The sequence below is a fragment of the Butyrivibrio hungatei genome (genome assembly GCF_900101605.1).
Taxonomy (GTDB): domain Bacteria; phylum Bacillota; class Clostridia; order Lachnospirales; family Lachnospiraceae; genus Butyrivibrio; species Butyrivibrio hungatei_B.
This window is the reverse complement of the sequence record NZ_FMUR01000022.1, coordinates 1-24,412: the sequence shown is the minus strand read 5'-3', so window position 1 is coordinate 24,412 and position 24,412 is coordinate 1. Positions and strand designations below refer to the sequence as shown.

General features: G+C 40.2%; 22 protein-coding genes and 1 tRNA gene. 20 read left to right on the top strand and 3 right to left on the bottom strand.

The window, feature by feature from the left end:
* Position 1 precedes the first annotated feature (1 nt).
* The 16 genes from BLP87_RS14560 to BLP87_RS14485 all read left to right on the top strand — a co-directional run bounded on the left by BLP87_RS14560 (position 2) and on the right by BLP87_RS14485 (position 19,622).
* Positions 2-1,837: a PEGA domain-containing protein gene (locus BLP87_RS14560; RefSeq protein WP_074463323.1), complete on the top strand. Its 1,836-nt coding sequence runs from the start codon at positions 2-4 to the stop codon at positions 1,835-1,837.
* Positions 1,838-2,077, top strand: coding sequence for an RNA-binding S4 domain-containing protein (locus BLP87_RS14555; RefSeq protein WP_074463322.1), 240 nt, complete (start codon positions 1,838-1,840; stop codon positions 2,075-2,077).
* 59 nt (positions 2,078-2,136) lie between these two features.
* On the top strand, positions 2,137-2,448 hold the full coding sequence (locus tag BLP87_RS14550; protein ID WP_026656347.1) for an FtsB family cell division protein: 312 nt from the start codon (positions 2,137-2,139) through the stop codon (positions 2,446-2,448).
* A 122-nt stretch (positions 2,449-2,570) separates the two neighbouring features.
* Entirely contained in the window at positions 2,571-3,947 is a 1,377-nt protein-coding gene (gene tilS / locus BLP87_RS14545; protein WP_176756666.1) for a tRNA lysidine(34) synthetase TilS, read from the top strand.
* Positions 3,940-4,464, top strand: coding sequence for a hypoxanthine phosphoribosyltransferase (hpt, locus tag BLP87_RS14540; RefSeq protein ID WP_074463320.1), 525 nt, complete (start codon positions 3,940-3,942; stop codon positions 4,462-4,464). The genes tilS and hpt overlap by 8 nt, the downstream gene beginning before the upstream one ends.
* A gap of 42 nt (positions 4,465-4,506) precedes the next feature.
* On the top strand, positions 4,507-6,366 hold the full coding sequence (gene ftsH / locus BLP87_RS14535; RefSeq protein WP_074463319.1) for an ATP-dependent zinc metalloprotease FtsH: 1,860 nt from the start codon (positions 4,507-4,509) through the stop codon (positions 6,364-6,366).
* A gap of 246 nt (positions 6,367-6,612) precedes the next feature.
* Entirely contained in the window at positions 6,613-8,706 is a 2,094-nt protein-coding gene (locus BLP87_RS14530) for a glycoside hydrolase family 13 protein (protein ID WP_074463347.1), read from the top strand.
* 116 nt (positions 8,707-8,822) lie between these two features.
* Positions 8,823-9,686, top strand: coding sequence for a class II fructose-1,6-bisphosphate aldolase (gene fba, locus BLP87_RS14525; protein WP_074463318.1), 864 nt, complete (start codon positions 8,823-8,825; stop codon positions 9,684-9,686).
* An 82-nt stretch (positions 9,687-9,768) separates the two neighbouring features.
* Positions 9,769-10,272, top strand: a complete 504-nt coding sequence (locus BLP87_RS14520; RefSeq protein ID WP_074463317.1) for a GreA/GreB family elongation factor — start codon at positions 9,769-9,771, stop codon at positions 10,270-10,272.
* Between the two features lie 25 nt (positions 10,273-10,297).
* Complete coding sequence (locus tag BLP87_RS14515; protein WP_074463316.1) at positions 10,298-10,804, top strand: flavin reductase; 507 nt, start codon at positions 10,298-10,300, stop codon at positions 10,802-10,804.
* Positions 10,805-10,831: 27 nt separating this feature from the next.
* Entirely contained in the window at positions 10,832-12,127 is a 1,296-nt protein-coding gene (locus BLP87_RS14510) for an ABC transporter substrate-binding protein (RefSeq protein WP_074463315.1), read from the top strand.
* A 17-nt stretch (positions 12,128-12,144) separates the two neighbouring features.
* Complete coding sequence (locus BLP87_RS14505; protein ID WP_074463314.1) at positions 12,145-15,243, top strand: hybrid sensor histidine kinase/response regulator; 3,099 nt, start codon at positions 12,145-12,147, stop codon at positions 15,241-15,243.
* A gap of 101 nt (positions 15,244-15,344) precedes the next feature.
* On the top strand, positions 15,345-16,547 hold the full coding sequence (locus BLP87_RS14500; RefSeq protein WP_074463313.1) for an FprA family A-type flavoprotein: 1,203 nt from the start codon (positions 15,345-15,347) through the stop codon (positions 16,545-16,547).
* 61 nt (positions 16,548-16,608) lie between these two features.
* Positions 16,609-18,267, top strand: a complete 1,659-nt coding sequence (locus BLP87_RS14495; RefSeq protein ID WP_074463312.1) for a DUF5722 domain-containing protein — start codon at positions 16,609-16,611, stop codon at positions 18,265-18,267.
* 87 nt (positions 18,268-18,354) lie between these two features.
* Positions 18,355-19,452 carry an AAA family ATPase gene (locus BLP87_RS14490; protein ID WP_074463311.1) on the top strand — a complete coding sequence of 366 codons (1,098 nt, stop codon included), beginning with the start codon at positions 18,355-18,357 and terminating at the stop codon, positions 19,450-19,452.
* A 96-nt stretch (positions 19,453-19,548) separates the two neighbouring features.
* A tRNA-Pro gene (locus BLP87_RS14485) sits at positions 19,549-19,622 on the top strand.
* A gap of 125 nt (positions 19,623-19,747) precedes the next feature.
* Here BLP87_RS14485 and BLP87_RS14480 read toward each other — a convergent pair.
* The 3 genes from BLP87_RS14480 to BLP87_RS16165 are packed head-to-tail and all read right to left on the bottom strand — an operon-like array spanning position 19,748 to position 21,325.
* Entirely contained in the window at positions 19,748-20,953 is a 1,206-nt protein-coding gene (locus tag BLP87_RS14480) for a tyrosine-type recombinase/integrase (RefSeq protein WP_074463310.1), read from the bottom strand.
* A gap of 2 nt (positions 20,954-20,955) precedes the next feature.
* On the bottom strand, positions 20,956-21,168 hold the full coding sequence (locus BLP87_RS14475) for a helix-turn-helix domain-containing protein (protein ID WP_074463309.1): 213 nt from the start codon (positions 21,166-21,168) through the stop codon (positions 20,956-20,958).
* Between the two features lies 1 nt (position 21,169).
* Positions 21,170-21,325 carry a hypothetical protein gene (locus tag BLP87_RS16165; RefSeq protein WP_155838999.1) on the bottom strand — a complete coding sequence of 52 codons (156 nt, stop codon included), beginning with the start codon at positions 21,323-21,325 and terminating at the stop codon, positions 21,170-21,172.
* 263 nt (positions 21,326-21,588) lie between these two features.
* Here BLP87_RS16165 and BLP87_RS14470 point away from each other — a divergent pair, with 263 nt between their 5' ends.
* The 4 genes from BLP87_RS14470 (at position 21,589) to BLP87_RS14455 (ending at position 24,082) form a co-directional block, all read left to right on the top strand.
* The gene (locus BLP87_RS14470) at positions 21,589-22,236 is read left to right on the top strand and encodes a helix-turn-helix domain-containing protein (protein ID WP_074463308.1); all 648 of its coding nucleotides are present in this window, start codon (positions 21,589-21,591) and stop codon (positions 22,234-22,236) included.
* 317 nt (positions 22,237-22,553) lie between these two features.
* Positions 22,554-22,937, top strand: coding sequence for a hypothetical protein (locus BLP87_RS14465; RefSeq protein ID WP_074463307.1), 384 nt, complete (start codon positions 22,554-22,556; stop codon positions 22,935-22,937).
* 4 nt (positions 22,938-22,941) lie between these two features.
* Positions 22,942-23,451 carry a hypothetical protein gene (locus BLP87_RS14460; RefSeq protein ID WP_074463306.1) on the top strand — a complete coding sequence of 170 codons (510 nt, stop codon included), beginning with the start codon at positions 22,942-22,944 and terminating at the stop codon, positions 23,449-23,451.
* A 127-nt stretch (positions 23,452-23,578) separates the two neighbouring features.
* On the top strand, positions 23,579-24,082 hold the full coding sequence (locus BLP87_RS14455; protein WP_074463305.1) for a hypothetical protein: 504 nt from the start codon (positions 23,579-23,581) through the stop codon (positions 24,080-24,082).
* Positions 24,083-24,412 lie beyond the last annotated feature (330 nt).

Sequence of the window (24,412 nt, the reverse complement as noted above, 5' to 3'; positions counted from 1 at the left end):
CATGGGAAAATTTGCGAAATCTGCAAGAGCGCTTGCGGCAGTATTTCTTGCGGCGGTTTTTGCCTGCGTATACAGTGTAAACATAAGCGCTGCCGCAAAAAGTGAAAAGAAAAGCATATCACTTATCGGTAAATACGATTCATCAGATACCGCGTCGGTTCGTTCGATAGATTCGGAAAATAAGACAATCAGATTCAGAAATCATTCCACAGGAAAGACGTATACTCTTAGTTATGACAATACAAGCATGATGTACGACTTAAGAGGAACGCCGATGTCGGCAAGACTCCTTGAAGAAGGTCAGATTGTTGACGTCAATTTCCTTAAGAGCAGCAAGCATATTACTTCGCTCAAGGTATCGGATGAAGCGTGGACTATTGACAATACGCGCAGTCACGAGCTTGTAAGGGGCGACGGAACGGCAAAGATACAGGGCGAGACATACAAACTTGACTCAAGAACACTGATACTTGCGGACGGGGAGCCTGCTATAGCGGAAAATGTACTCACGACCGACAATATTAAAGCCTATGGAATAGGAAAAGAGGTATACAGCGTTGTTGTTACAAGCGGACACGGCTATGTCAGCCTGTCCTCCGATACTGTCGACAATCACAGCCTTGTCGGAGCCTGGCTAGAGCTTGATAATGACGTTATATACAAGATTTCTCCCAATATGCTCTTAAGTGCACCCGAGGGTGACTATACCCTGCAGATTATAGGAAACGGAGCTGAGTATAAAACAAATGTCAGCATAAACAGAAATGAAGAAACTGTTATCGATACGAGAAATGTCAGGGTAACTAAGCCAAAAGAGGGACTTGTATCATTTGAGGTTACTCCTGCAGACGCCGAGATCTATATTGACGGAGAGCAGGTTTTTGCCGACACATCAAAGTCTGTAAGCTACGGTTATCACAATCTTAAAGTAATGGCCGAAGGCTATATCACACAGAACAAGTATCTCAAGGTAGGTACGCCTAAGTCTGTGGTGAAGATAGAACTTGAGCCCGAATCCGATGATGCAGACTCATCCTCAAGCTCGTTGTCAGACAGTTCTTCGTTCGCTTCATCGCATGAAAAGACAAATAAATCATCGAGCGCTGTTTCCGTTGCAACACTTCCCGGAAAGAGTTCTGCCGCAACGTCGGCTTCAAGCATAACCGACAAGGATAAGGTGAAAAAACAGAAGAATAAGGTTATCGAAGGTTACAAGATCTATGTGGATGAACCTGTGGGAGCCGAGATGTTTTTTGATGGAAATTATATAGGGGTGGTTCCGACAAGCCTTAAAAAGATTTCGGGAAATCATGAGATAACACTTAGGAAAAACGGCTATATTACCAAGAGTCTTCGAGTGAGCATTGATACTGATGAGTCGGATGTATCATATAATCTGGGCGAAATGACGGAAGTTAAGAAGGAAACGGAGACTAAGCACAAGGAAGAGGAGAGTCCCGTAGCTGCTTCGACTGAAAAAACGGTTGAGAAGCCGGCTGATTCCGCATCCGGTTTAACAACACATGATGCAGTTTCAAAGGACGGTTCTTCTTCATCGGGAAAGTCGGATACTTCCGCGGCAACAGAGAGAACGACGGCAACCGCTCACTATGCAAGCACAGCTTCTTCCGAGGAAGATGACAGTTCGTCTAAAAAATCAACGGCGGAAGCGGCAGCCAAGAGTTCGACAAAAGAAGACGTGACAACGACTTCCGATAAGGAAAACTCAGTAAATAAAAACAATAAAGACAAAAAAGAGGACGGCGACGACAAAGAAGAAGCCGAGAAAAACAAAGACAAAAGCGATGCGGCAAACACTGCATCAGGAGAGGAATAAATGAGATTAGATAAGTATTTGAAAGTAACAAGACTGATAAAAAGACGTACGGTTGCCAATGAAGCCTGCGATGCAGGAAGGGTTCAGATAAACGGAAGACCTGCAAAGGCATCAACAGACGTAAAGGTCGGAGATAAAATAACCATCGGATTTGGTAATAAAGATGTAAATGTAGAAGTGCTTGATGTGCGTGAAACAATACATAAAGAAGACGTGACAGAGCTCTATCGCTACATTTGACATGCTTTTATGGCATGTATTAAAATAATAATATATAAAAGCATTTGAAGAGGTACGTTATGGCGACAAAAGCACGCTACAAGAGGCGTAGTTTTCAAAATAAAGCGGGCATTGCGCTCGCATCGTGTGTGGTTATAATCCTTGCGACTGTTGTATCCATAAAGAGCATCAGTCTTTTTGAGAAGGTTAATGAGTATGAGGAGAAGGAAGCTTACCTCAATGCCCAGATTGATGCCGAAGTTGCGAGAGGCAAGGAAATAGCCGAATTTGAAAGATATACGCAGACACGAAAATATATAGAAGAAACCGCTAAGGATAAACTTGGACTGGTTTATCCCGGTGAGATTGTATTTAAAATTGAGGATAGATAATTTGCCATTATTTTGCGGAGCACAGCGCAGACAATGATACGGGGACGTATAGGTCTGCGCTTTAATTTTTTAATATGAACAGATTTGAAAACACCGTGCTTAATTATATAAGAGCCAATAAAATGGCAGTTTCCGGAGACAAGATCCTTGTGGGATTTTCTGGTGGAGCGGATTCTGTTGCGCTTTTGCTGGTCTTGTATAAGTTAAAAGAGCTTCTTGGCACAGAGCTTGTCGCGGTTCATGTAAATCACGGCATCAGGGAAGAAGCGGGAGAAGATGCTGATTTTACCCGTAGATTCTGTGAGGAAAGAAATATTAGATATTATCTGGTGGAAGAGGATGTCCCGGGAATCGCAAGAGAAAATAAACTCACCGAAGAGGAAGCGGGAAGAAATGTAAGGTACAAGGCATTTCGCACGATCGCGGAAAAAGAGGGTGCTGCAAAGATCGCGGTCGCACATCACAGAAACGATGTTGCGGAGACACTTCTTTTAAATCTCCTTAGAGGAACCGGGCTTCACGGCGCAGGCGCCATACGTCCCGTAAGAGATAATGTTATAAGACCTCTTTTGTGTGTCACGAGACAGGAAATTGAGGAGTATCTTGGGGATGAGGGAATATCTTTTTGCCATGATGCCACCAATGATGAGAATATTCATACGAGGAACAAGGTCAGAAACGAGCTTATTCCTTATATGACCGAGAATATAAATGCAGAGGCTGTAAAGCATCTGTGCAGGGCGGCGGCCGATTTTGCTCTCGCTGACGACTTTATAAGTAAGGTCACGGGAGAATTTTTTGACAAGGCGTGTACCTATGACGGAAAAAGTGTCAAAATAGAATTAAAGAAACTTAAGAGCGGAGATCTTTTTATACAAAAAAATGTGATCTTAAAGTGCTTTGAGCTGCTGACGCCAAACAGGAAGGACATTACGGCAAGTCACGTGGACGCCGTAGCGGATATCATGGGATCGGAGAGCGGAACGGCGAGTGTGGATCTTCCGTACGGACTTATCGCAAAGCGTGAATATGACGAGCTTACGCTTTCGAAAAAAGAGGCAGAGATTCTTGATAAAACGCTAGTGATAGATTTTTTTGACCGTGTAAAAAAAGATGGTAAAGTCAGCGATGACATTCCGGGAATCGGAAGGATGGAAGCCAGCGTCAGAGAGTATGTAAAAGGTGCAAGTATTCCGCGCGGTACGTATACTAAATGGTTTGATTGTGATAGAATACAAACAGCTGTCTTTAGATGCAGAAGACCCGATGATTATATATTTATAGAGATGGAAAGCGGCATTCATAAGAAGAAATTGTCGAAGTTTATGACAGATGCCAAAATTCCGATAGACAGAAGAGACAGTATCTATGTAATGGCTGACGGAGACAAGGTTTTGTGGGTCCCCGGATACAGAATAAGTGCCGATATCAAGGTGAGTGAAGATACAAAAAGTATTTTGGCTATAAATTTTTTGGATGGAGGAAAGAACGGTGGCTGAATCAGTTCGCGTTTTATTGACAGAAGATGAAGTTGACAAGAGGATAAAGGAGCTAGGAGAAGCAATAAGCAGGGATTATGAAGGTGAGACAGTGCACCTTGTATGTGTTTTAAAGGGCGGCGTGTTCTTTATGTGTGAGCTTGCAAAGCGTATCACAGTTCCTGTTACGATGGATTTTATGTCAGCATCAAGTTATGGAAGTTCAACCAAGTCAAGCGGTGTGGTTAAGATCGTAAAGGATCTCGATGAGCCTCTTAAGGACAGACATGTTATTATAGTAGAGGATATTGTTGATTCGGGAAGAACACTGTCATATCTTATCAAGATGCTCGGAGACAGAGAGCCTGCAAGCATTAAGCTCTGCACACTCCTTGATAAGCCTGAGCGCAGAGTTACAGATGTAAAGGTTGATTATACGGGATTTGAGATTCCCGATGAGTTTGTTGTAGGATACGGACTTGACTACGATCAGAGATATCGTAACCTTCCATATATCGGAGTAGTGGAATTTAATTGATTAAGCCGATAAAAATAGCTTCCGAAAGGGGAACATAAGCAATTGAACCGAAATAAAAGTTTTAACTCAATTTTTCTATTTGTAGTAGTATTACTTGTTTGTGTGATATTTATTGAATATGGCAAGAGTTTCATCTCAAGCCAGTCGGGCACATATTCCATGAATGAATTTGAGCGTGATCTTGATGAAGGCAAGGTCGCATGTGTATTGATCATGCCAAATGCGGAGACACCTACGGGATCTGTAAGAGTCAGCTTCAATAATGGAAGCGACGATGTACCGTTCTATACAACCGATGTGACCAAAGTGGAGAGCATTTGTACAGAAAATGGTGTTAAGACAGAGGTAAAAGACATTCCGTCGGAGAACGTTCTGATCAATGGGATAATCCCTGTTATCGTCGGACTTATCGTGATGGTATTTGTTTTCTCAATGTTCAGCAATATGCAGGCAAGCAGTTCCGGAAACAGCCGAATGATGAACTTTGGAAAGAGCAGAGCCAAGTTATCCACAGGTGATGACAATAAGGTGAAGCTTGATGACGTAGCCGGACTTAAGGAAGAAAAAGAGCAGCTTGCCGAGATAATCGAATTCCTGAAAGACCCCGGCAAATTCACAGCTGTCGGAGCAAGAATTCCCAAGGGTGTTCTTCTTGAAGGTGCACCGGGAACAGGTAAGACGCTCCTTGCAAGAGCTGTTGCAGGTGAAGCGGGCGTTCCTTTCTTTAGTATTTCAGGTTCCGACTTCGTAGAAATGTTCGTAGGTGTCGGTGCTTCCAGAGTAAGAGATCTTTTTATGGAGGCAAAAAAGAATGCACCTTGCATAATCTTTATCGATGAGATTGATGCGGTTGCAAGACGCCGTGGTACCGGTATGGGCGGCGGACACGATGAGAGAGAGCAGACACTTAACCAGATGCTTGTCGAGATGGACGGCTTTGGAGTGAATGAAGGAATAATCGTAATGGCTGCCACAAACAGGGTTGATATCCTCGATCCCGCTATCTTAAGACCCGGAAGATTTGACAGAAAGATTACAGTAACAAGACCTGATATCGGCGAAAGAGAGGCTATTCTTAAGGTACATGCAAATAATAAGCCACTCGGAAGTGATGTCGATCTTAAGCAGCTTGCACAGACAACTGCTGGATTTACGGGAGCTGATCTTGAGAACCTTCTTAATGAAGCGGCTATCGACGCAGCTATAGACAACAGAAAATTCATCACTCAGGATGATATAAACAGAGCATTTACGCAGGTTGGAATCGGAACCGAGAAGCACAGTAAGATTATTTCCGAGAAGGAAAAGAAGATTACGGCTTATCACGAGACAGGACATGCGATCTTGTTCCATCTTCTTCCCGATGTAGGCCCTGTACATACAATTTCTATTATTCCCACAGGACTTGGCGCAGCAGGTTATACAATGCCACTTCCCGAGAATGATGATATGTTCCTTACAAAGAATAAGATGCTTCAGGAAATCATGGTATCTCTCGGAGGAAGGATCGCTGAAGAGATCATCTTTGGTGACATCACGACAGGTGCTTCAAGTGACATCAGAAAAGCCACACAGGAAGCCAGAAGCATGGTTACAAAGTACGGAATGTCAGAGAGCATCGGTGTTGTAAACTACGATGACAATGAAGAAGATGTATTTATCGGTTATGATATATCTCATTCCAAGAAGCACAGTGAGCTTATGTCAGGCGAGATTGATAAAGAAGTAAAGACAATAATAGATAAGTGTTACGCAAAAGCAAAAGAGATTATTCTTAAGTATGAGGATATTCTGCACAGCAGTTCTGCACTCCTCATAGAAAAGGAGAAGATCGGAAGAGAAGAATTTGAAGCATTATTCGAAGGACACAACGTGGATGTCGATTATGCGGTAGAAATCTGATTCGTTGTGAAAATTGCACAAAAACTCATAGCTGTTTTTGACAAATTTGTGGAGTATTAGTCTTTACGCGGGTTTGGGTGGGTGTTAGTATAATATGCGTAACCCCCCAATACATTATATAGTTTTTTGCTATACCCCATAAGAAAGAAATACCTTCTCTTAGAAAAGACAGCTATGCTGTCTTTTTTGCTTTATGCAGATATTTATTGTTTAGTTTACGCGAATATGACCGATGGGAATGACTTTATGAATGAGAGAGCGTTTTTCCACGATATGACCTTAGACTACCTAAGGCCTGCGGAACCGGACAAAAACAGAAAGGTAGATATAAGATTCAGGTGCAGGAGGGCTGAGGCATCTGAAATTATTCTCGTGTGGAAAGGCGAAAGGCATCCCATGACATGTTCGGAGACATCGGGAGAGTTTGACTATTACGATGCATCCGTAAATGCAGGAGAAGAGCCTGCGAGTTATTATTTTGAAATTGAAGGATTGGACGGCAGCTTTTTTTACTATGATAAGAGAGGTGCCGTTACCAATATAATGGAGAGTATGAATTTCAAGATATATCCCGGTCTGTCAACGCCCAAGTGGGCCAAGGGCGCGGTGATATATCAGATATTCGTGGAAAGATTCTGTAACGGAGACAAGGATAATGACGTTGTCTCCGGTGAATATTCTTATTACGGAAGACACGTACAGAAGGTAGAGGATTGGGGAAAGTATCCCGATCCGCAGTACGATTTCGGAGAATTCTATGGCGGCGATCTTAAGGGCGTAATGGATAAGCTTGATTATCTAAAGGACCTTGGGATAGATGCAATCTATTTTAACCCCTTGTTTGTATCGCCTTCCTGTCACAAGTATGATACCCAGGACTATGATCATATCGATCCTCATTTTGGCAAGATTGTCGATGATGGCGGAAGCGTGCTTGGAAATAATGAGCACGATAACAAGAAAGCAACCAAATATATCAAGCGCGTCACCGATCTTAGAAACCTTGAAGCAAGCGATAAGTTATTTGCGGAGCTTGTAAGCGAAGCGCATAAGCGAGGAATCAAGGTTATATTGGACGGTGTATTCAATCACTGCGGATCTTTTAATAAGTGGATGGACAGAGAGCGCATCTACGAAAACAGTAAAGGCTATGAACCCGGAGCCTATGTTTCCAAGGACAGTCCGTATCACGATTTCTTTGCGTTTACGGGCGATGCGTGGCCTTATAATCCGCATTATGATGGCTGGTGGGGATATGATACGCTTCCCAAGCTAAATTACGAGGGTTCCAAGAAGCTTGAAGAATACATATTAAGTATCGGAAGAAAGTGGGTATCACCTCCGTATAATGCAGACGGTTGGAGACTTGACGTTGCGGCTGATCTTGGACATTCGCAGGAATATAACCATTATTTCTGGAAAAGATTCAGGGAAGAGGTAAAAAAGGCCAATCCCAAGGCGATAATCCTTGCTGAACAGTACGGCCCCGCAGCAAGCTGGCTGAGGGGCGATGAATGGGATACGGTCATGAACTATGATGCTTTCATGGAGCCTGTAACGTGGTTTCTTACAGGAATGGATAAGCACAGCGACGAGTTTAAGCCGACCCGTATAGGGAACGCCAGAGAGTTTTTTGACACAATGTTATATATAGGCGGTGAGAATTTCACCATGCCTTCCCTGTATACGGCAATGAATGAGCTGTCTAATCACGATCATTCGAGATTTCTTACAAGGACCAGTCAGAAGGTCGGAAGGAGCAGTACGCTTATGGCGTCGTCCGCAAATACCGGAATAAGTAAGCCCGTGATGAGGGAAGCGGTTATGATCCAGATGACATGGCCCGGCGCACCGACGATCTATTATGGCGACGAGGTAGGGCTTTGCGGATTTACGGATCCGGACAACAGGAGAACTTATCCGTGGGGCAACGAAGACCTTGAGATGCTTGAATATCATAAGAAGATGATAAAAATTCACAAGAAACACAAGGAATTCTCAGAAGGCTCGATAAGGGAACTGTATGCAGACTTTAATTTCCTTGCATATGGGCGTTTTAACAGAACAGCGGCATCTGTTGTGGTGATCAACAACAATGACTATGAAGTTACAAAAGAAATAGATGTTATGCCAATAGGAATTCCGAAGGATGCGCTTCTTACGCAGATCATGCTTACCGACGGAATGGGATTTATAGATAATGCGGTAGATGTAAGGGTGAAAGACGGCATACTTACGGTCACGGTATCGAGAAAATCAGGCATTATCCTGCGCTATGACAGTACTTCACCCAGATCGGCGGAAGGATTCTGGGCTGACAACTTCATTAGCTTTGAATGATTGTGAAATGATTAACTTTATTTTTTAGGAAGGGAAGTATATAATAGATTTAGTCGTTCAATAAGGCGTGGGGATAGTGAAGCGCCTACAAAAATATAATGTAAGGGAGATAAACTATGTTAGTATCCGCAAAAGACATGCTTGTAAAAGCAAAAGAAGGTCACTACGCAGTAGGACAGTTTAACATCAATAACCTTGAGTGGACAAAGTCAATTCTGTTAACAGCTCAGGAGCTTAATTCACCTGTTATTCTCGGTGTATCTGAGGGTGCTGGTAAGTACATGACAGGATTTGAGACTGTATCAGCAATGGTTAAGGCAATGGATAAGGGCCTTGGAATTACAGTTCCCGTTGCTCTTCACTTAGATCATGGTACATACGACGGATGTTATAAGTGCGTTGAGGCCGGATTCACATCAATCATGTTTGATGGCTCACACTATGATATCGAGGAGAACGTTGCTAAGACAACAGAGCTTGTAAACGTTGCTCATCATCTCGGACTTTCTATCGAGGCTGAAGTTGGTTCAATCGGCGGAGAAGAAGACGGAGTAGTAGGAATGGGTGAGTGTGCAGATCCCAACGAGTGTAAGAGAATCGCTGATCTTGGTGTAGATATGCTTGCAGCAGGTATCGGTAACATTCACGGTAAATATCCTGAGGGATGGCCGGGACTTAGATTTGACGTTCTTGATGCTATCCAGCAGAAGACAGGAGCTATGCCTCTCGTTCTTCACGGTGGTACAGGAATTCCTGCTGATATGATCAAGAAGGCTATCTCACTTGGTGTTTCAAAGATCAACGTTAACACAGAGTGCCAGCTTTCATTCGCAGAAGCAACACGTAAATATGTAGAAGCAGGTAAGGATCTCGAAGGTAAGGGATTTGACCCTCGTAAGCTTCTTGCTCCCGGTGCTGATGCTATCAAGGCAACAGTTAAGGAGAAGATGGAGCTTTTCGGATCGGTTGGAAAGGCTTGAGTGTTTATTTCCGTGGGCAACTTATAAAATTTCGAGGCGAAGCCGCTTGGCTTCGCCTTTTTATCAAGTACAGGAGTGAAAAATGCATAACGAACTTACCAAAAAAGATATAGAAGATATGGAAGCGGAGATCGAACACCGCAAGATCGTTGTAAGAAAAGAATTGCTTGAGCATGTAAAAGAAGCGCGTGCACAGGGAGATCTTTCCGAGAACTTCGAATACTATGCCGCAAAGAAAGCAAAAAACCAGAATGAGAGCAGGATCAGATTCCTTGAGAGAATGATCAAGACAGCTAAAGTTATTGATGATGACAGCAAGGAAGATCAGGTAGGAATGAATAAGTCTGTGACTGTTGTTCTGGATGAAGATAAAAGCGAAGAAACGTATAAAATTGTTACAACAATGAGACAAAATTCTTTGAAAGGCCTCATCAGTATTGAGTCTCCGCTTGGAAAACAATTGCTTGGACATAAGGTAGGAGACCATGTTACTATTAAAGTAAGCGATGAATATAGTTACGGTGTAACGATAACAAAAATAGAAAATACAGGATTAACTGACAACGACAAAATAAGAGATTTCTAATCGGTATTTCCGAGATGGAGGTATTATGCACGCATTTCAACCGGTAAACCCTGAAGATATCGAAGAGGGTGCGTACAGTTTTGTTGGACATAAGATAATAATTACCTGTAAGAATGGCGAAAAAACCAATGCAGTCTCCGCTCCGTGGGGCGGAGTGGGATACGTATGGAATAAAAGAGTTACTTTCATATTTGTAAGGGCAAGTAGATATACAAGGGAGTGTATTGATAACTCAGGTGAATATTCAATAAGCTTTGTAGATCAGGAGACTTATCGCGGAGCTCTCAAGTACCTTGGAATGGTATCGGGAAGAGACGAGGATAAGATTGCCGGATCGAGACTTACCGTCAATAGCTATGAAGGTATACCTTTTATTGACGAAGCCTACGAGGTAATACCTTGTAAGGTTTTATATGCGCAGCTCTTTGATGAGAGTTGTTTTATTGATAAGAATATAATCCGGGACCTGCATCTTGATGGTGAGCAGTACATTATGTATGTAGGTGAGGTACAGACGATATTGTTGAAATAACAGATCAGGCTATCTTATGAGGAATATATGAAGAACATCAAGTTGCAAAGGTTCTTTTCAAGCATTTTAATTTTTGCCGCGGTTACAATGTCTCTTTTATGTGGTTGTGCATCGGTCTCCAACAATGCACAACAGGCTGTTCTTGCGCCAAAAGAGGAGGAAGCCCGTAAAGAAATACGTATCGCTACGTGGTACGAAGATTCTTATATCATGAATTTCAAAGCCTATCTGGCTGAAAGATTTCCCGAATATGACTTTAAATATACATATGTTCAGCGAACCAACTATGAGTCTGTGATCGATTCGCAGATTTCTTATGAGGGTGCCGCTGACATTATTTTTGTAACAGAAAATATGGCAAAAAGATATGCCAGAGGCGGATATCTTGTGCCGCTTACAAAGATGGTGAACGGATTTACTCAGGAAGCACTCGATAAATTTGAGTATATGGGGGATTATTATGCGATTCCGAGTGTCAGTTCGTATGAATGCTTTTATATAAACAAAGATTATTTTGAGAAGTTTGGATTCAAACCACCTTCAGAATACACAGATTTCTATGATATGTGCGCGACAATAAGAAAGCACGGTATGAAACCGTTGTCATCGGGATTAAAAGACAAAGAGGGCCTTGCGAGCAGCGCAATGGCAATAATGCAGGCATCATATTTCAGAACACCTGAAGGTGAAAGTTTCGGAAACAGACTCGGGCAAGGAAAAGCTTCTTTTTATGAAGAGGTGTATCCGAACATGGAGCTATGGTACAAGATGATCGAGGAAGATATTTTTACCAAAGATATGTGCCTAATGGATAAAAAAGCTGCAATAAAAGAGTTTACCGAAGGTAAGACAGTTATTTTATCGGGAGGACCTGAGGACTATAACCAGATATACAAAGAAAATCCTTCAATAAATCTTGATACGATAGCGTTCGGCGGGAAGGATGACGGAACGGAACTTTTAACCGGCGGATGTGAATACGGTTTTGCAGTGGTAAACGGAAACGAAAATATAAGTGACGTACTTAAGGTGGCAAGGTCGCTTACAACGCTTATGGGACAGAGAGCCATCTGGAAGGATTCTCCCGGAAGTAAGACCTATCTTAAGAATGTCGAATTTGATATGCCAAAGGAGTTTGATAATTTAAAAAACGCACTTGAAAATAACCTCTATCTGCCCTATACGGGATGGGGATATTACAGCAGAGAGATTTCTGTTGAACTTGAAAATGAACTCCAGCAGGTTCTGCTTGGCAGAGAAGATCTTGAAGATGCTTTTAAGAGGATTGACGGAAAGGTTAAAGCAATCGTTGAAGGCAACTGATGTCTGGAGGAAATGGCATGAACGGCATACTTAAACTGTTGAAACTAAGAAGCATAAAGCACAAGCTGAAAGCTATTTTTGCCATGCTTGTGGTACTGCCTATTATTATCATCGGTATCTACGCATATGTGGTATCAAGGAGCAATGTTACGGAGCTTACACGAGCATCTATGCAGGGAAGTGCAGAGGTGATATTTAACGGTGTAGAAATGGGGATAAAAAGACAGGCAGATGTAATTAAGTTTTTTTCCTATGAGGAAGCCTTCAGAGGAGCCCTCGATCACGCGGATGCAGATCCATACACTCTTTCGGCCGTGATGACAGAAACAATCGAGCCGCTTATATGGTATTACATCGGAAGTGACAGTGATATTGATGAAATACATATCTATTCGGAAAGAATAGCGGAAGGCAGAATCGGTGATTTTCTGAGCTATCCGGAGGATGATGAAATAAAAGAGTGGTACGAGATGTGCCGTGGGGAAAACAGAAGCATATGGGTTATGAACGAAAAGGGAGAAGTCTATATCATAAAATCTCTCCTTGATGCGGCAACCACTTCAAAGATGATCGGAATGATAACTCTGAAGGTGGATAAAGAGAGTTTTTTTTCATCCACAACAAGTAACAGATATTTGGACAACGGACTTGCGATAATTGATTCATCAAATAAGATAGTCACCAGAAAAGAGCTTAGAAGCAGTGAACTTGATAGAAAAGTAATAGAAGATATTCTTGAAGGTAAGTATGCAGATAACGACGGGTTTATGTCGACGGATGACTACCTGATAATCAAGGCCGGAGAGATGGAGAACGGCTGGAAGCTATATTACTACATTGACAGCAGGGAAATGCTTGCGGATGAGATAACGATTCTTTTGGGGGATCTTATCATAGCAATAACAATACTCGCACTTGGCTTCGTGATAGCATCGCAGATGGCAAATCGTCTGTGCTCCAGAATCGAGGGATTAAATATCATTGCTGAAGACATAAAACGAGGCGATTTTGAAGTATGTATTGTCGATGAAGAAAAAGACGAGATCGGACAGCTGTATGATGCAATGATAAGTATGGCGTCACAGCTTAAGGCAATGGTTGATGAGATTCAGAGAAGAAATGAAAGGGAGTTGTTTCTTAAAGAAAGTGATATTCATTACAGAGACTGGTTGTTTGATTTCGTAGTTGAAAAAAATAATGATATTCTTGCAATCGTAGATGCAAAGAGTTTTGGAGTTGAATTCCTTACAGCCAATGCGGCGGATATTCTGGGTATTCCTTCAAAAGAACTTTTTAAGGATATAAGAAATATAAATATCGTGCAAAAACCGGGTACGGAAGACCGGCTCAGCATAATCTTTGAAAGGTGTGCTCAGACAGGTAAAGTTGAGATAGTAGATGAGATAAAACTTCACAACTTTATGAATAACACGGATCTTTATTACAGAGGCGCCGTAGCATGCACAATAGATGACAGCGGAAGAAGACTAGCGATCGCACTGTATGACAGGACACAGGAAATAAAGAAAAATCATCAGCTTCAGGAGGCATTTAATGCAGCCGAAGCGGCAAATAAAGCAAAGACAAATTTCCTTGCCAATATGTCGCATGATTTCAGGACTCCCATGAATGCAATAACGGGCTTTACACTGCTTATCGAAAAGCACTCGGATGAGCCCGAAAAAGTAAGAGAATATTCTCGTAAGATAAGTCTTGCTTCCAGAAACTTATTGGCGCTTCTTAATGAGGTGCTGGATATGAGTAAGATCGAGAGCGGAAAAACCACTCTTGATATCAAGGAAATGGCGCTTGGAATACTACTTGAAGAGATCAATTCTGTAATAGGGTATCAGGCCAAGACAAAAAGACAGAAATATATCGTTAATACAGAGAGGCTTGAACACGATGTATTTTTGGGTGACAAGCAGAGAATAAATGAGATCTTAATGAATATACTAAGTAATGCCATTAAATATACAGGTGAAGGCGGCAGGGTTGAGTTTACAATAATCGAGACAGAATCGGCAACAGAAGGCTTCAGGGATCTGACCTTTATAGTAAAGGATAACGGTATAGGAATGAAGCCTGAGTACAAGGAGAGAATATTTGAGGCTTTTTCAAGAGAAGACAGTCATGTAAATAAAGACATTCAGGGAACAGGTCTTGGAATGGCGATCACAAGAAGTCTTGTAGAGCTTATGGGCGGTACTATAAGAGTAGAAAGTGAGGAGGGAAAAGGAAGTACATTTACGGTTACATTAAGGCTTCAGGCAGTAGATGAAGCAGATGTCGGTTTCTGGAAGAGTCATGGCATAAGAAGGATTCTTTTTATCGACAGCAATCACAGCGAGTGTGAACAGCTTGCGGAGAAGCTTAATAATGACGGTGTTGATGTAATGGAGGCACCTACAGGATTTGGGGCTCTTCACCTTATAGATGTCTGCCAGGCTGAAGATACCCCTGTAGACCTTGTTCTTGTGGACCAAAAAGTACAGAATATGACGGCACCTGAGATCGTAAAAAATATAAGGGCAAAAGATAAGTCAAAATCGGCAACAACTTTGATAATAGTTATGGCGGATGATTTTGAGTCTATAGAAGACGAGGCAAAAGAGGCAGGAGCAAACGATCTTTTGCAGAAGCCGCTGTTTATATCGAGTCTTAAGCAGTCACTGAATGATATTGCAAAGAGGATAATGAAGGCAGATCATGAAGAGAAGGAAAATCCGCTTAAAGGAATGAAATTCCTTGCTGTTGAAGACAATGATATCAATGCGGATATTTTGGCAGAGCTTTTTGCCATGGAAGGAGCGTCGGTTATAAGATGCGTAAACGGACAGGATGCGGTAGAGAAAGTTAAGAGTTCGAAGGAGGGCGATTTTGATATGATCCTGATGGATATTCAGATGCCGGTTTTGAACGGATATGAAGCAACTATCCTGATACGCGGACTTAAGGATGAATGGGCCAGAAAAATACCTATCATCGCCATGACTGCAAATGCCTATGCCGATGATATCCAAAAGAGCTATGATTCAGGTATGAACGCACACATATCAAAACCTATTGATATAAGAGTTGTCGAAAAGACAATAATGGAGTTTAAAAAAGCGTGAAATTATGAGAAAATAGGGAGTGCAGAGACTTAGATGCACTCTCTGTTTTTATTTCTTTTTATATCATGACAATTTATCTTTTTTTGAGAGGAGAGACTTATATGAATGGCATAAAAAAAGTAATTGATGATATTTTCTGGATTGGCGGAAGTGACAGGAGATTGGCACGATTTGAAAACATCTTTCCGATTCCCGAAGGCGTTTCATATAACAGCTATTTTATTGATGATGAAAAGACAGCGGTTTTTGACACTGCCGATATAACAATTTCGGACCAGTATCTGGAGAATTTAAGGACAGTAATTTCGGGTAAAAAATTGGACTATCTTGTGGTACTTCACATGGAGCCCGATCACTGTTCTCTTATAAACACTGTAGTTACGATGTTTCCTGAGGTTACAGTGGTTGGATCAAGCAAAACTTTTGAGTTTATGAAGCAGTTTTTTCCCGAGTCAGAAAACTACCAAAAGCTTGAGGTAAAAGAGGGGGATGAACTTACAACAGGAAAGCATACATTTAAGTTTGTAGCTGCTCCTATGGTGCACTGGCCTGAGGTTCTTATGGCATATGATGTGACATCGAAAGCTCTTTTTTCGGCAGATGCATTTGGAACTTTCGGAGCGCTTGATGGCGGACTGTTTGCGGATGAGTATGATTTTGAGAAAGATTTCCTTGATTCTGCAAGAAGATATTATGCAAATATTGTAGGAAAGTATGGCATGCCTGTTCAGACGGTTCTTAAGAAGGCTGCCGGACTTGATATTAAGATGATACTTCCTCTCCACGGACCTGTATGGAGAGATAATTTGGGTCAGATTCTCGATAAATATCAGAAGTGGAGCACATACACGGCAGAGACAGACGATATCGCAGTAGTTTACGGAAGTCTTTACGGACATACAGCGAGTGCTGCCGAAGCGGTTGCAGCTTCTGTAAGAGAGAAGACGGGAAAGAACGTCAAGGTATATGACGTTTCCGGAACAGATGTATCTTACCTTATCGGAGAAGTATGGAGATGCAGCAGGATCGTTCTTATCTGTCCTACATATAACGGCGGAATCTATCCTCCGATGGAAGCGTTTATAAACGACATGATCGCGCTTGGTGTTCAGAACAGAATCTTTGCACTTGGACAGAACGGTACATGGGCACCTGTGACAGTTAAGCTTATGACGGATAAATTACAGACACTTAAGAATGTAAAAATACTTGAAGATAATCTCACAATAAAGAGTGCACTTTCAAAAGCCGATGAAGACGCGGTTGCAGCCTTTGCCGGCGCTGTTGCAAATTCAAGTCTTTAAGTATAAACTCAAAAAAGAAATAAAATATAAGAAATAACGTACCATGAGGCGGAGGGAAGTTGTGAAAAGAAGTAATACTATTAAGATGGTCTTCGGGATCATATTGACAGCGGGAGTAATTTTTGGAGCTGCCGGAACGTATGATGCATTAAATGCAGGAAAGGGCAGTGTTGCGGAAGCTGCCGGAAGAGTTGTAAGCATCGATTCATGTACTATTTCCGGAGACAGCGTAGTTGTTGATGTTTCTGCAGAGAATTTACCGGGATCCGATGACGGTAAATATTACCTTTATGCAGATGAAGTATATCAGGACGGCGTGACGGGCGAAGTTGTTGCGACAACAGATAAGGGCAAAAAAGCTACATTCAAATTTGACCTTGCACTTGGAAAAAAGGAATCAAATCTTTCAAAGAAATTTCTTGTTGCTGTAAAGAGTGGCGGTTCAATGGTTCAGGTAAGTGATGAACATTACATCACAAATCCCGAAGCTATAGCAAGTAAAACGGTCGGAAGAAATGACCACGGTATAAAGGGTATTCTTCCAAACGATGCGGATGCCGCAACATTTAAAGATCTTGGCATTGCTCAGATGGTATATAACCTCTACATGGGTGATATAGTCGGACCTTCAACAAACGGAGCTTATCCTACGACAGAGTTTTCGTATGACGGAAAGACATATCAGTTTAATACGGCTGCACTTCAGCAGTATGACGGCTTTGTAAGATGGTGTTCCATCAATAATTTTCAGCTTACGCTTACTATTTTGAATAATAAGACAGAAGCAGGGGCAGATCTTATACATCCTCTTTCTAGAGATGCTCACGTATGTCCGGGATATGCCATGAACACCAAAGAGGATGCAGGTACACAGCATCTTAAGGCCATCGCTGCATTCCTTGCACAGAGATATTCGGGCGGACAGTTCGGAACTGTGGATAACTGGGTAATCGGAAACGAAATAAATGCAAGAACAGAATGGTATTACATGGACTCAACAAATCTTGAGCTCAATGTAAGTGAATATGTGAAAGCATTTAGAATATTCTACAACGGTATCAAGAGTGTAAATGCAAATGCAAGAGTATATAACTCTATAGATCAGGAGTGGAACAGAAAGTCCAATCCGGGATGTTTCCTTGCAAAAGAATATCTTGATAGATTTAACTATTACATCAGACGTGAAGGAAACGTAGACTGGTCACTTTCGGTGCACCCTTACAATGCACCTTTGTTTGACCCTTACGCTTGGAAGCAGCAGTCACAGTATGTAAATACTTCTCTTTCCACACCTTATATTACCATTGAGAATATCTATCTTCTCACAGATTATATGAATCGTGCGGAAATGCTTAATCCTGCGGGCAATGTAAGACAGATCTCACTTTCTGAGATTGGTTATACATCAAGCTTTGGAGAGGACGCACAGCTTGCATCAATCGTGTATGCATATACAATGGCTAAGAGCAATCCATATATCACAAGCTTTATCCTGTTTAGAGAGACGGATGATGCACATGAAATGGAGAGCCATATAGCACAGGGACTTAAAAATCTTGACGGAAGCAAGAAACAGTCTTATGATGCTTACAAGTATATGGATACAAAAGAGGCAGGAACTTACAAGGCAAAAGCATCCAAGATAATCGGACAGGATGTTGATGCATTGGTAGCAAACAGAACATTTATGAGCAGAAACGGTTGGTTCTTGAACGACTGAAATAAGTGCAGAGTTTTATGACTTACCTGACTGCATTAGACTCGACACATCCGTAAGGGTGTGTCGTTTACTATAAGGATAAATAATATGAGCAGATCAAGAGATAAGGAACTTGAGACACTAAACAAAATAACGGGGATGCAGAAGGATCTTCTTGGAAGTCTTTACGGAGATTTCTTTTCGGCACCTGTTTCCAAACCTTCTGAAAAGGCCGAGAATATCGAAAGAAAAGATGATACAAAAAAATCTGCCGGCGAAGCACCGTCGGAAGATAGGGTTGATGCGGTAAAAAATGCGCAGAATGCACTGGATGAAGCGAAGGCTCTTTTTGCGGCAGACGGTAATCTTAATTCTCCCGAAGAGAAAAAGGATGAAGAACCTGAAGAAGATCCGATGGAGGCGCTTGATAAGCTTATCGGACTCGGAAGTATAAAAGATGATGTCAAAGAACTTACGGCTTTTGTCAAAGTTCAGAAGGCAAGACAGGAGCAGGGACTTAAATCCGTACCTGTATCTTTGCATCTTGTATTTACAGGTAATCCCGGAACGGGAAAGACAAGCGTTGCAAGGATAATCGCAAAGATCTACAAGCAGATAGGCGTACTGTCTAAAGGACAGCTTGTTGAAGTGGACAGATCGGGACTTGTTGCCGGATATGTCGGACAGACCGCGATCAAAACTTCGGAACAGATCAAAAAGGCAATGGGCGGAGTCCTCTTTATTGACGAAGCGTACGCGCTTTCCCAGAAGGATGATGCTTTTGGTCAGGAAGCCATAGATACTATCCTTAAAGCTATGGAAGATAACAGAAAAGATTTTGTTGTGATCGTTGCCGGATATACGGAACCTATGAAGAAATTTATAGAGAGTAATCCGGGACTAAAGTCAAGATTCAACAAATATATAGAGTTCCCCGATTATTCGGTGGATGAACTTGAAGAAATATTCTACATGAACTGTGATAAATACGATTACAAAGTAGAAGAAGATGTAAAGCATCAGATACGTGCGCTTATCACATCAAGGAAACTGGGAAGCATCGATAATTTTGCAAATGCAAGGGAAATACGAAATCTTTTTGAAGAGATAATAACAAATCAGGCCAAGCGTGTTTCGTCCCTCGAATCGCCGTCAAACGACGATATGATGACGATAAGTATCGATGATCTCAAAGATCTTGCTTAAGTGGAATAAAATGAGCCATAGATTAACAGGGTATTGAAAAATAGTAATATGGCTGATATAATCAAATTTGCTGTCAGATTATTATCGGCAGCACAACGGAATGTGGCTCAGTTTGGTAGAGCGCTGCGTTCGGGACGCAGAGGCCGCAGGTTCGAATCCTGTCATTCCGACTCAGTATTTTCAAGGGTTTGCAGATTTGCAAACCCTTATTTTTTTATCTCAGTTCTAACTTTTTTCTAACTTTTTCTATTTATTCCAAGGTTATCATTTTTGCATTTTATTTGAATGATATTTGTTATTGACCAGTATATTCCTTTAGAGGGATTATGCCATTCATCGTATTAGAGATTTCTTTCTTTGCTTCTTTGTCCTTAACTTTTGCATAAATCTTTAGCGTTGTATTAATGTCTGCATGTCCGACCCACTTCTGAATACTTTTTACATCCATTCCCTGATGTACCAGAATTGATACACACGAACTCCTAAGGCCATGAAAGGTAATATTCTGAGGGAGTTCAGGAATTTTTGTTATTAGTTTTCTAAAAGTCTTACTTGGATGATCAGGATAAAAAAGCGACCCATCAACATGTTTGAAGATGTAGTCGCTTTCAATATAATCGTTTCCATAGAGGATTCGATAGTTATTCTCTTTATCCTTTAATTTCTGGAACATCTCTATCTGCTCATCGGTGATTGGATATACTCTTGAACTAGATACTGTTTTAGTGGTATTAGCTCTTGTAATGGTGGTGCCTTTCGTTACAGTATGATTGATCTTCATGTACTTGTTCTTAAAGTCTATTGTCTGCCAGCGAAGTCCAAGAACCTCTTCTCGCCTAAGTCCAAAAAACAAAGTCACATAAAACAGTTCATATAATTCATGGTCTTTGATTCTACTCAGGAATAACTGAGCTTCTTCATAAGAGAAGAATTCATCATCTGTGTTCTTGTCTTTAACATGTTTTGCTGCGAGGTTTTTGTTGATTACAACTTCTTTTACAGGGTTATAAGTAATAATGCCTTCTTTATGAGCCTGCTCCATAACACTGCCAAGAAATACTTTCGTATCTTTTACTGTACGAGGCTGAACATTGTATACTTCAAATAAGTTATCCAGGAAATTCTCAACCATGATTTCGTTGATGTTTTTTACCTTTGTGTCTCCGAAGTATTCCTTAATCTTTTTTCCCCTATAATAATACGAAGAATATGTTGTATCGGACACTTCACGTTTCTTTTTGGAAAGAACTTGATCTGTAAAATCTGAAAGAGATATATTCCTATCTATCGTAGCAGATGTCTTCCTACTAATTAGTTTCATCCTTGTTTCAGAAGCTTTTTTGATATTCTCAGGTGTATCTGTAAGCTTAGTGGCTATCCATTTTTTCTCAGACTTCTTAACACCATCTTTAAGAATATTCTGAGAGATTACTATATACAGAAAGCCTCTTTTTCCCTGAATTCCCGGAGCTCTTTTTCCGTCTTTCCTAGGTCTTGCCATCCTCAGCCCGCCTCCTTAACAAATTTCACATCAGGATACATGAATTCCAAAAGATATAACTTTGGAACTCTGTACTTTCCAGCAATCATCATAGATTTAATTGTGCCGGTCTTAAGATAACCGTATACCGTATTTTTTCCAATCTTTAAGATCTTCATGATGTCATTAATGCTTAACACATCACTATACTCGGTTAACATATTTGCATATTCCATATTAGCTTGCCCTCCATTCTTTATTTTCTCTGTTCTCTTTAATCATTTCCTTCACGGCTTCGTAGGGTGTGGGATCATAAACTCCACATGCATCTCTTCGATCCAGCATTGCCAGTTTCAGTTTGCGATTAGCTCGCTGCTTTGTTCGTGTTTTCATTTTTATCATCCCCCTTTTCAAACACACTTATAGAGCTTTGATAGTAACGGCGACATCTGTTTTTCAGGAAACTCCGGGTTCTTATGAACCAAATTATTATTGTTTTCTATAGTTTATTATAAATTATATTACTTTAAGCTATAATTATAATATCAATATTATTTTAATGTGTCAATATTAGTATATGCTATATTTATATAATTAATATATTTCTTTTATATAATGTGATAAAATATAGCTTATATTAAGAAGGGAGCAGTGCTATGACTGATAAAGATAATCTATTTGGTGAACGTCTCAAGTCGTTACGTTCTATGCGTGGAAATAAGTCACAGAAGGAGTTTGCTGAAGAATTAGGCATTCCTCAACCTACATTGTCTTCCTATGAGAGCGGGAAAATAAAGCCTACTGTTGATGCGATAATAAATATTGCTGATAAATGTGGGATTTCAATGGATTGGCTTTGTGGACGAGATGAAACTTTCCGTCTTGGCAGTCTTGGGGATGTACTATCATTCTTTCTAGAGATATTTGAGACAGAGGAGTTTTCAATAAAGACAACAGTCCATAATCGCGTTGATATAGAGAGAAAAGATGCTACTGATGATAATGATCGAAATTGGGTTGATTTGAAAGTTTATTACAATGAGACCTTCAATAATCCAAAAGCAATTTTGAATCAAGATTTATGCGATGTTATAGAAAAAGCGTATATGCTTACGAACGAACTGCGCGGATTTGAGCGTTCTCAGGAAAGCTATGAACGCGAGAAGCAGTACTATATTGATTCCTGGCGCGATATTCCAATTACTAAAGTTGATCATTCAGGTATTCCGATTGAAGAGCAAAGAAAGCGAATGCTAGAACTGATGAAGGCTGAATGGGAAGCTCTGGAAAAGACAGATAAATAAACCAATAGATAGCAATAGTGAATAATAAGAACCTGATTTATTGAAGAATCAGGTTCTTATTATATTTAACTGCTTTACTTATAATTTTTTTTTTTAATTTCTTCGATATATATATGGGAGTATTTAGGTAACTTTTGAAAGAGCAAACTAAGAAGCTTTTCAACTATTCTTTTAAACACATAAGTGTGGTACGTTGTGTTATTTAGCCATAATGACCATACCTCCGATTGTAAGAATATTTCAATTGTTGTTAAAGAATTGATTTTCGTGATATTATAAACGTAGTAACGAATATTTTTGAAATGGAGGGACTGTGTATGAGATATGCTATGAAAAATCTTTTTAAAGTTCTATGTGTCTTTACTATTATAGTTACATTAACTCTGTTTTTAAATCCATTAGATATTAAAGCTGCTCCGGCAGATCCTGTTTCAAGTGTGTCAATTGAACGATTAGAGTTTTCGGGTGGACATGCAGTATTTACGGTAAGAGTTGTTGGATATGGTAGTACATATGCAATAATAGATGGTAAAAGTGTACAGGTACGGACAACAAGACTTATAGGAAATCCAGTAACTACGTTTATTTATACGGTTGATTGCGGTGTTGTTGGAACAGGAACCCATAGATTTATATTTAGAGCAAAATCATTGAATAGACCGTGGAATACGGTAACGCAAAACTGGATATTTGATAGGTGATGATATGATTGGTATAAATAATATAAATAATAGGAATGTAATTAATGCTTCAAATTGTTATAAGAATACGACGGAAACATTTGTTATGCCTAAGTGTCCGCCTGAAAACGGTGCAATATCACAGATTTATGAAACTAAACGAAATATTTTTATAAATATTACTCCTGAAAATGATGGAAAAATGACTGTAGATATTATTTCACCTAAAAATCATGAAATAATGGAGCACTATGTTGTTAATCCATCAGAGATTCAACCGGATAATGCAAGTTATGTTGAAATGCTTGCATTGGAGAAATATTTGGTTATGAAAGGCGAATGTGAGTCGGTTTTATCAGGTTTTTTGACAATACTTTATGAAAAAGAAGATTTGAACGAGAAGGCTAATCATTTAGACGAGATAAAGAAATCTTCTGACAATTCATTGAAGTACTTGTCATTTGATGAATACTTAAAAGATCGAAAAGCAACATATGCAATACTTAATTGGAAAGCAAAAAAGAAAATGATATAAAACACTAATGATAAAAAGTGGTTGTCAGATCAGATAGCCACTTTTATTTTATTGTTTTTTTTATATTTAACTGTTTAATTTATATTTTTTTTTTAAATTTATTCGATATATATGGGAGGTATAAAAAATGAATACATCATTTAATCCAGTATGTTCTTTATCACAGTCATATTTATATTCATCTGTAAAAAGCAACACTGTAACAAATAATGATTTAACAAAATCATCTGATGTAAAACCAGTACCTGACCAGACGAGTACAGCCCAGGGCAATTTAATTCAATTAGATTATGCTATATGCGGCGAAGGCGGAAATCCTGATAAGCCATATTGCAAGTTTTATAAACCTACAGATTATTCTGAAGATAATCCTATTTATATTGCAAAATTATATTCGTGGGATAATTCAGAGCCTATTACTAAAGAAATTCATATAAACGAAATTGATTTTTCTCAAATTGACAAATATGAAGCTTTTTCATATGGAATCTATTTGCAAGAACATGGTAAATGTAATTACCTTGATGACATGGTAATTGCATTTGAACATGCTAATGATAATGCATCAAATAAAGAATCTAATTTTAATAAAGTAAATATCATAGATTCTATAAAAGAATTTATGAATTGATGATTCTTGTAACATCCGGACAGGATTCTTGAATTATCCGGACACGTAATCTTTTATTATCCGGACAAGCATTCTTGAAACATGCGGACAGCCATTCCTGAATCATCCGGACAAATGACATCTCACATTGATCTTCTTAGAATGTAATTAATTACATTCTAAGGAGGGTATGAAATGAGGTGTCTTGATACTATGAAAGTTACTGAAATCCTTCGCCTGAGGGAAATGGAGCTCAATCTACGAGATATAGCATCAGCTGTAGATTGCTCCAAAACTACCGTTGGCGAAATTCTTAACAGATGCAAGGACTGTGGACTAACCTATGAAGAA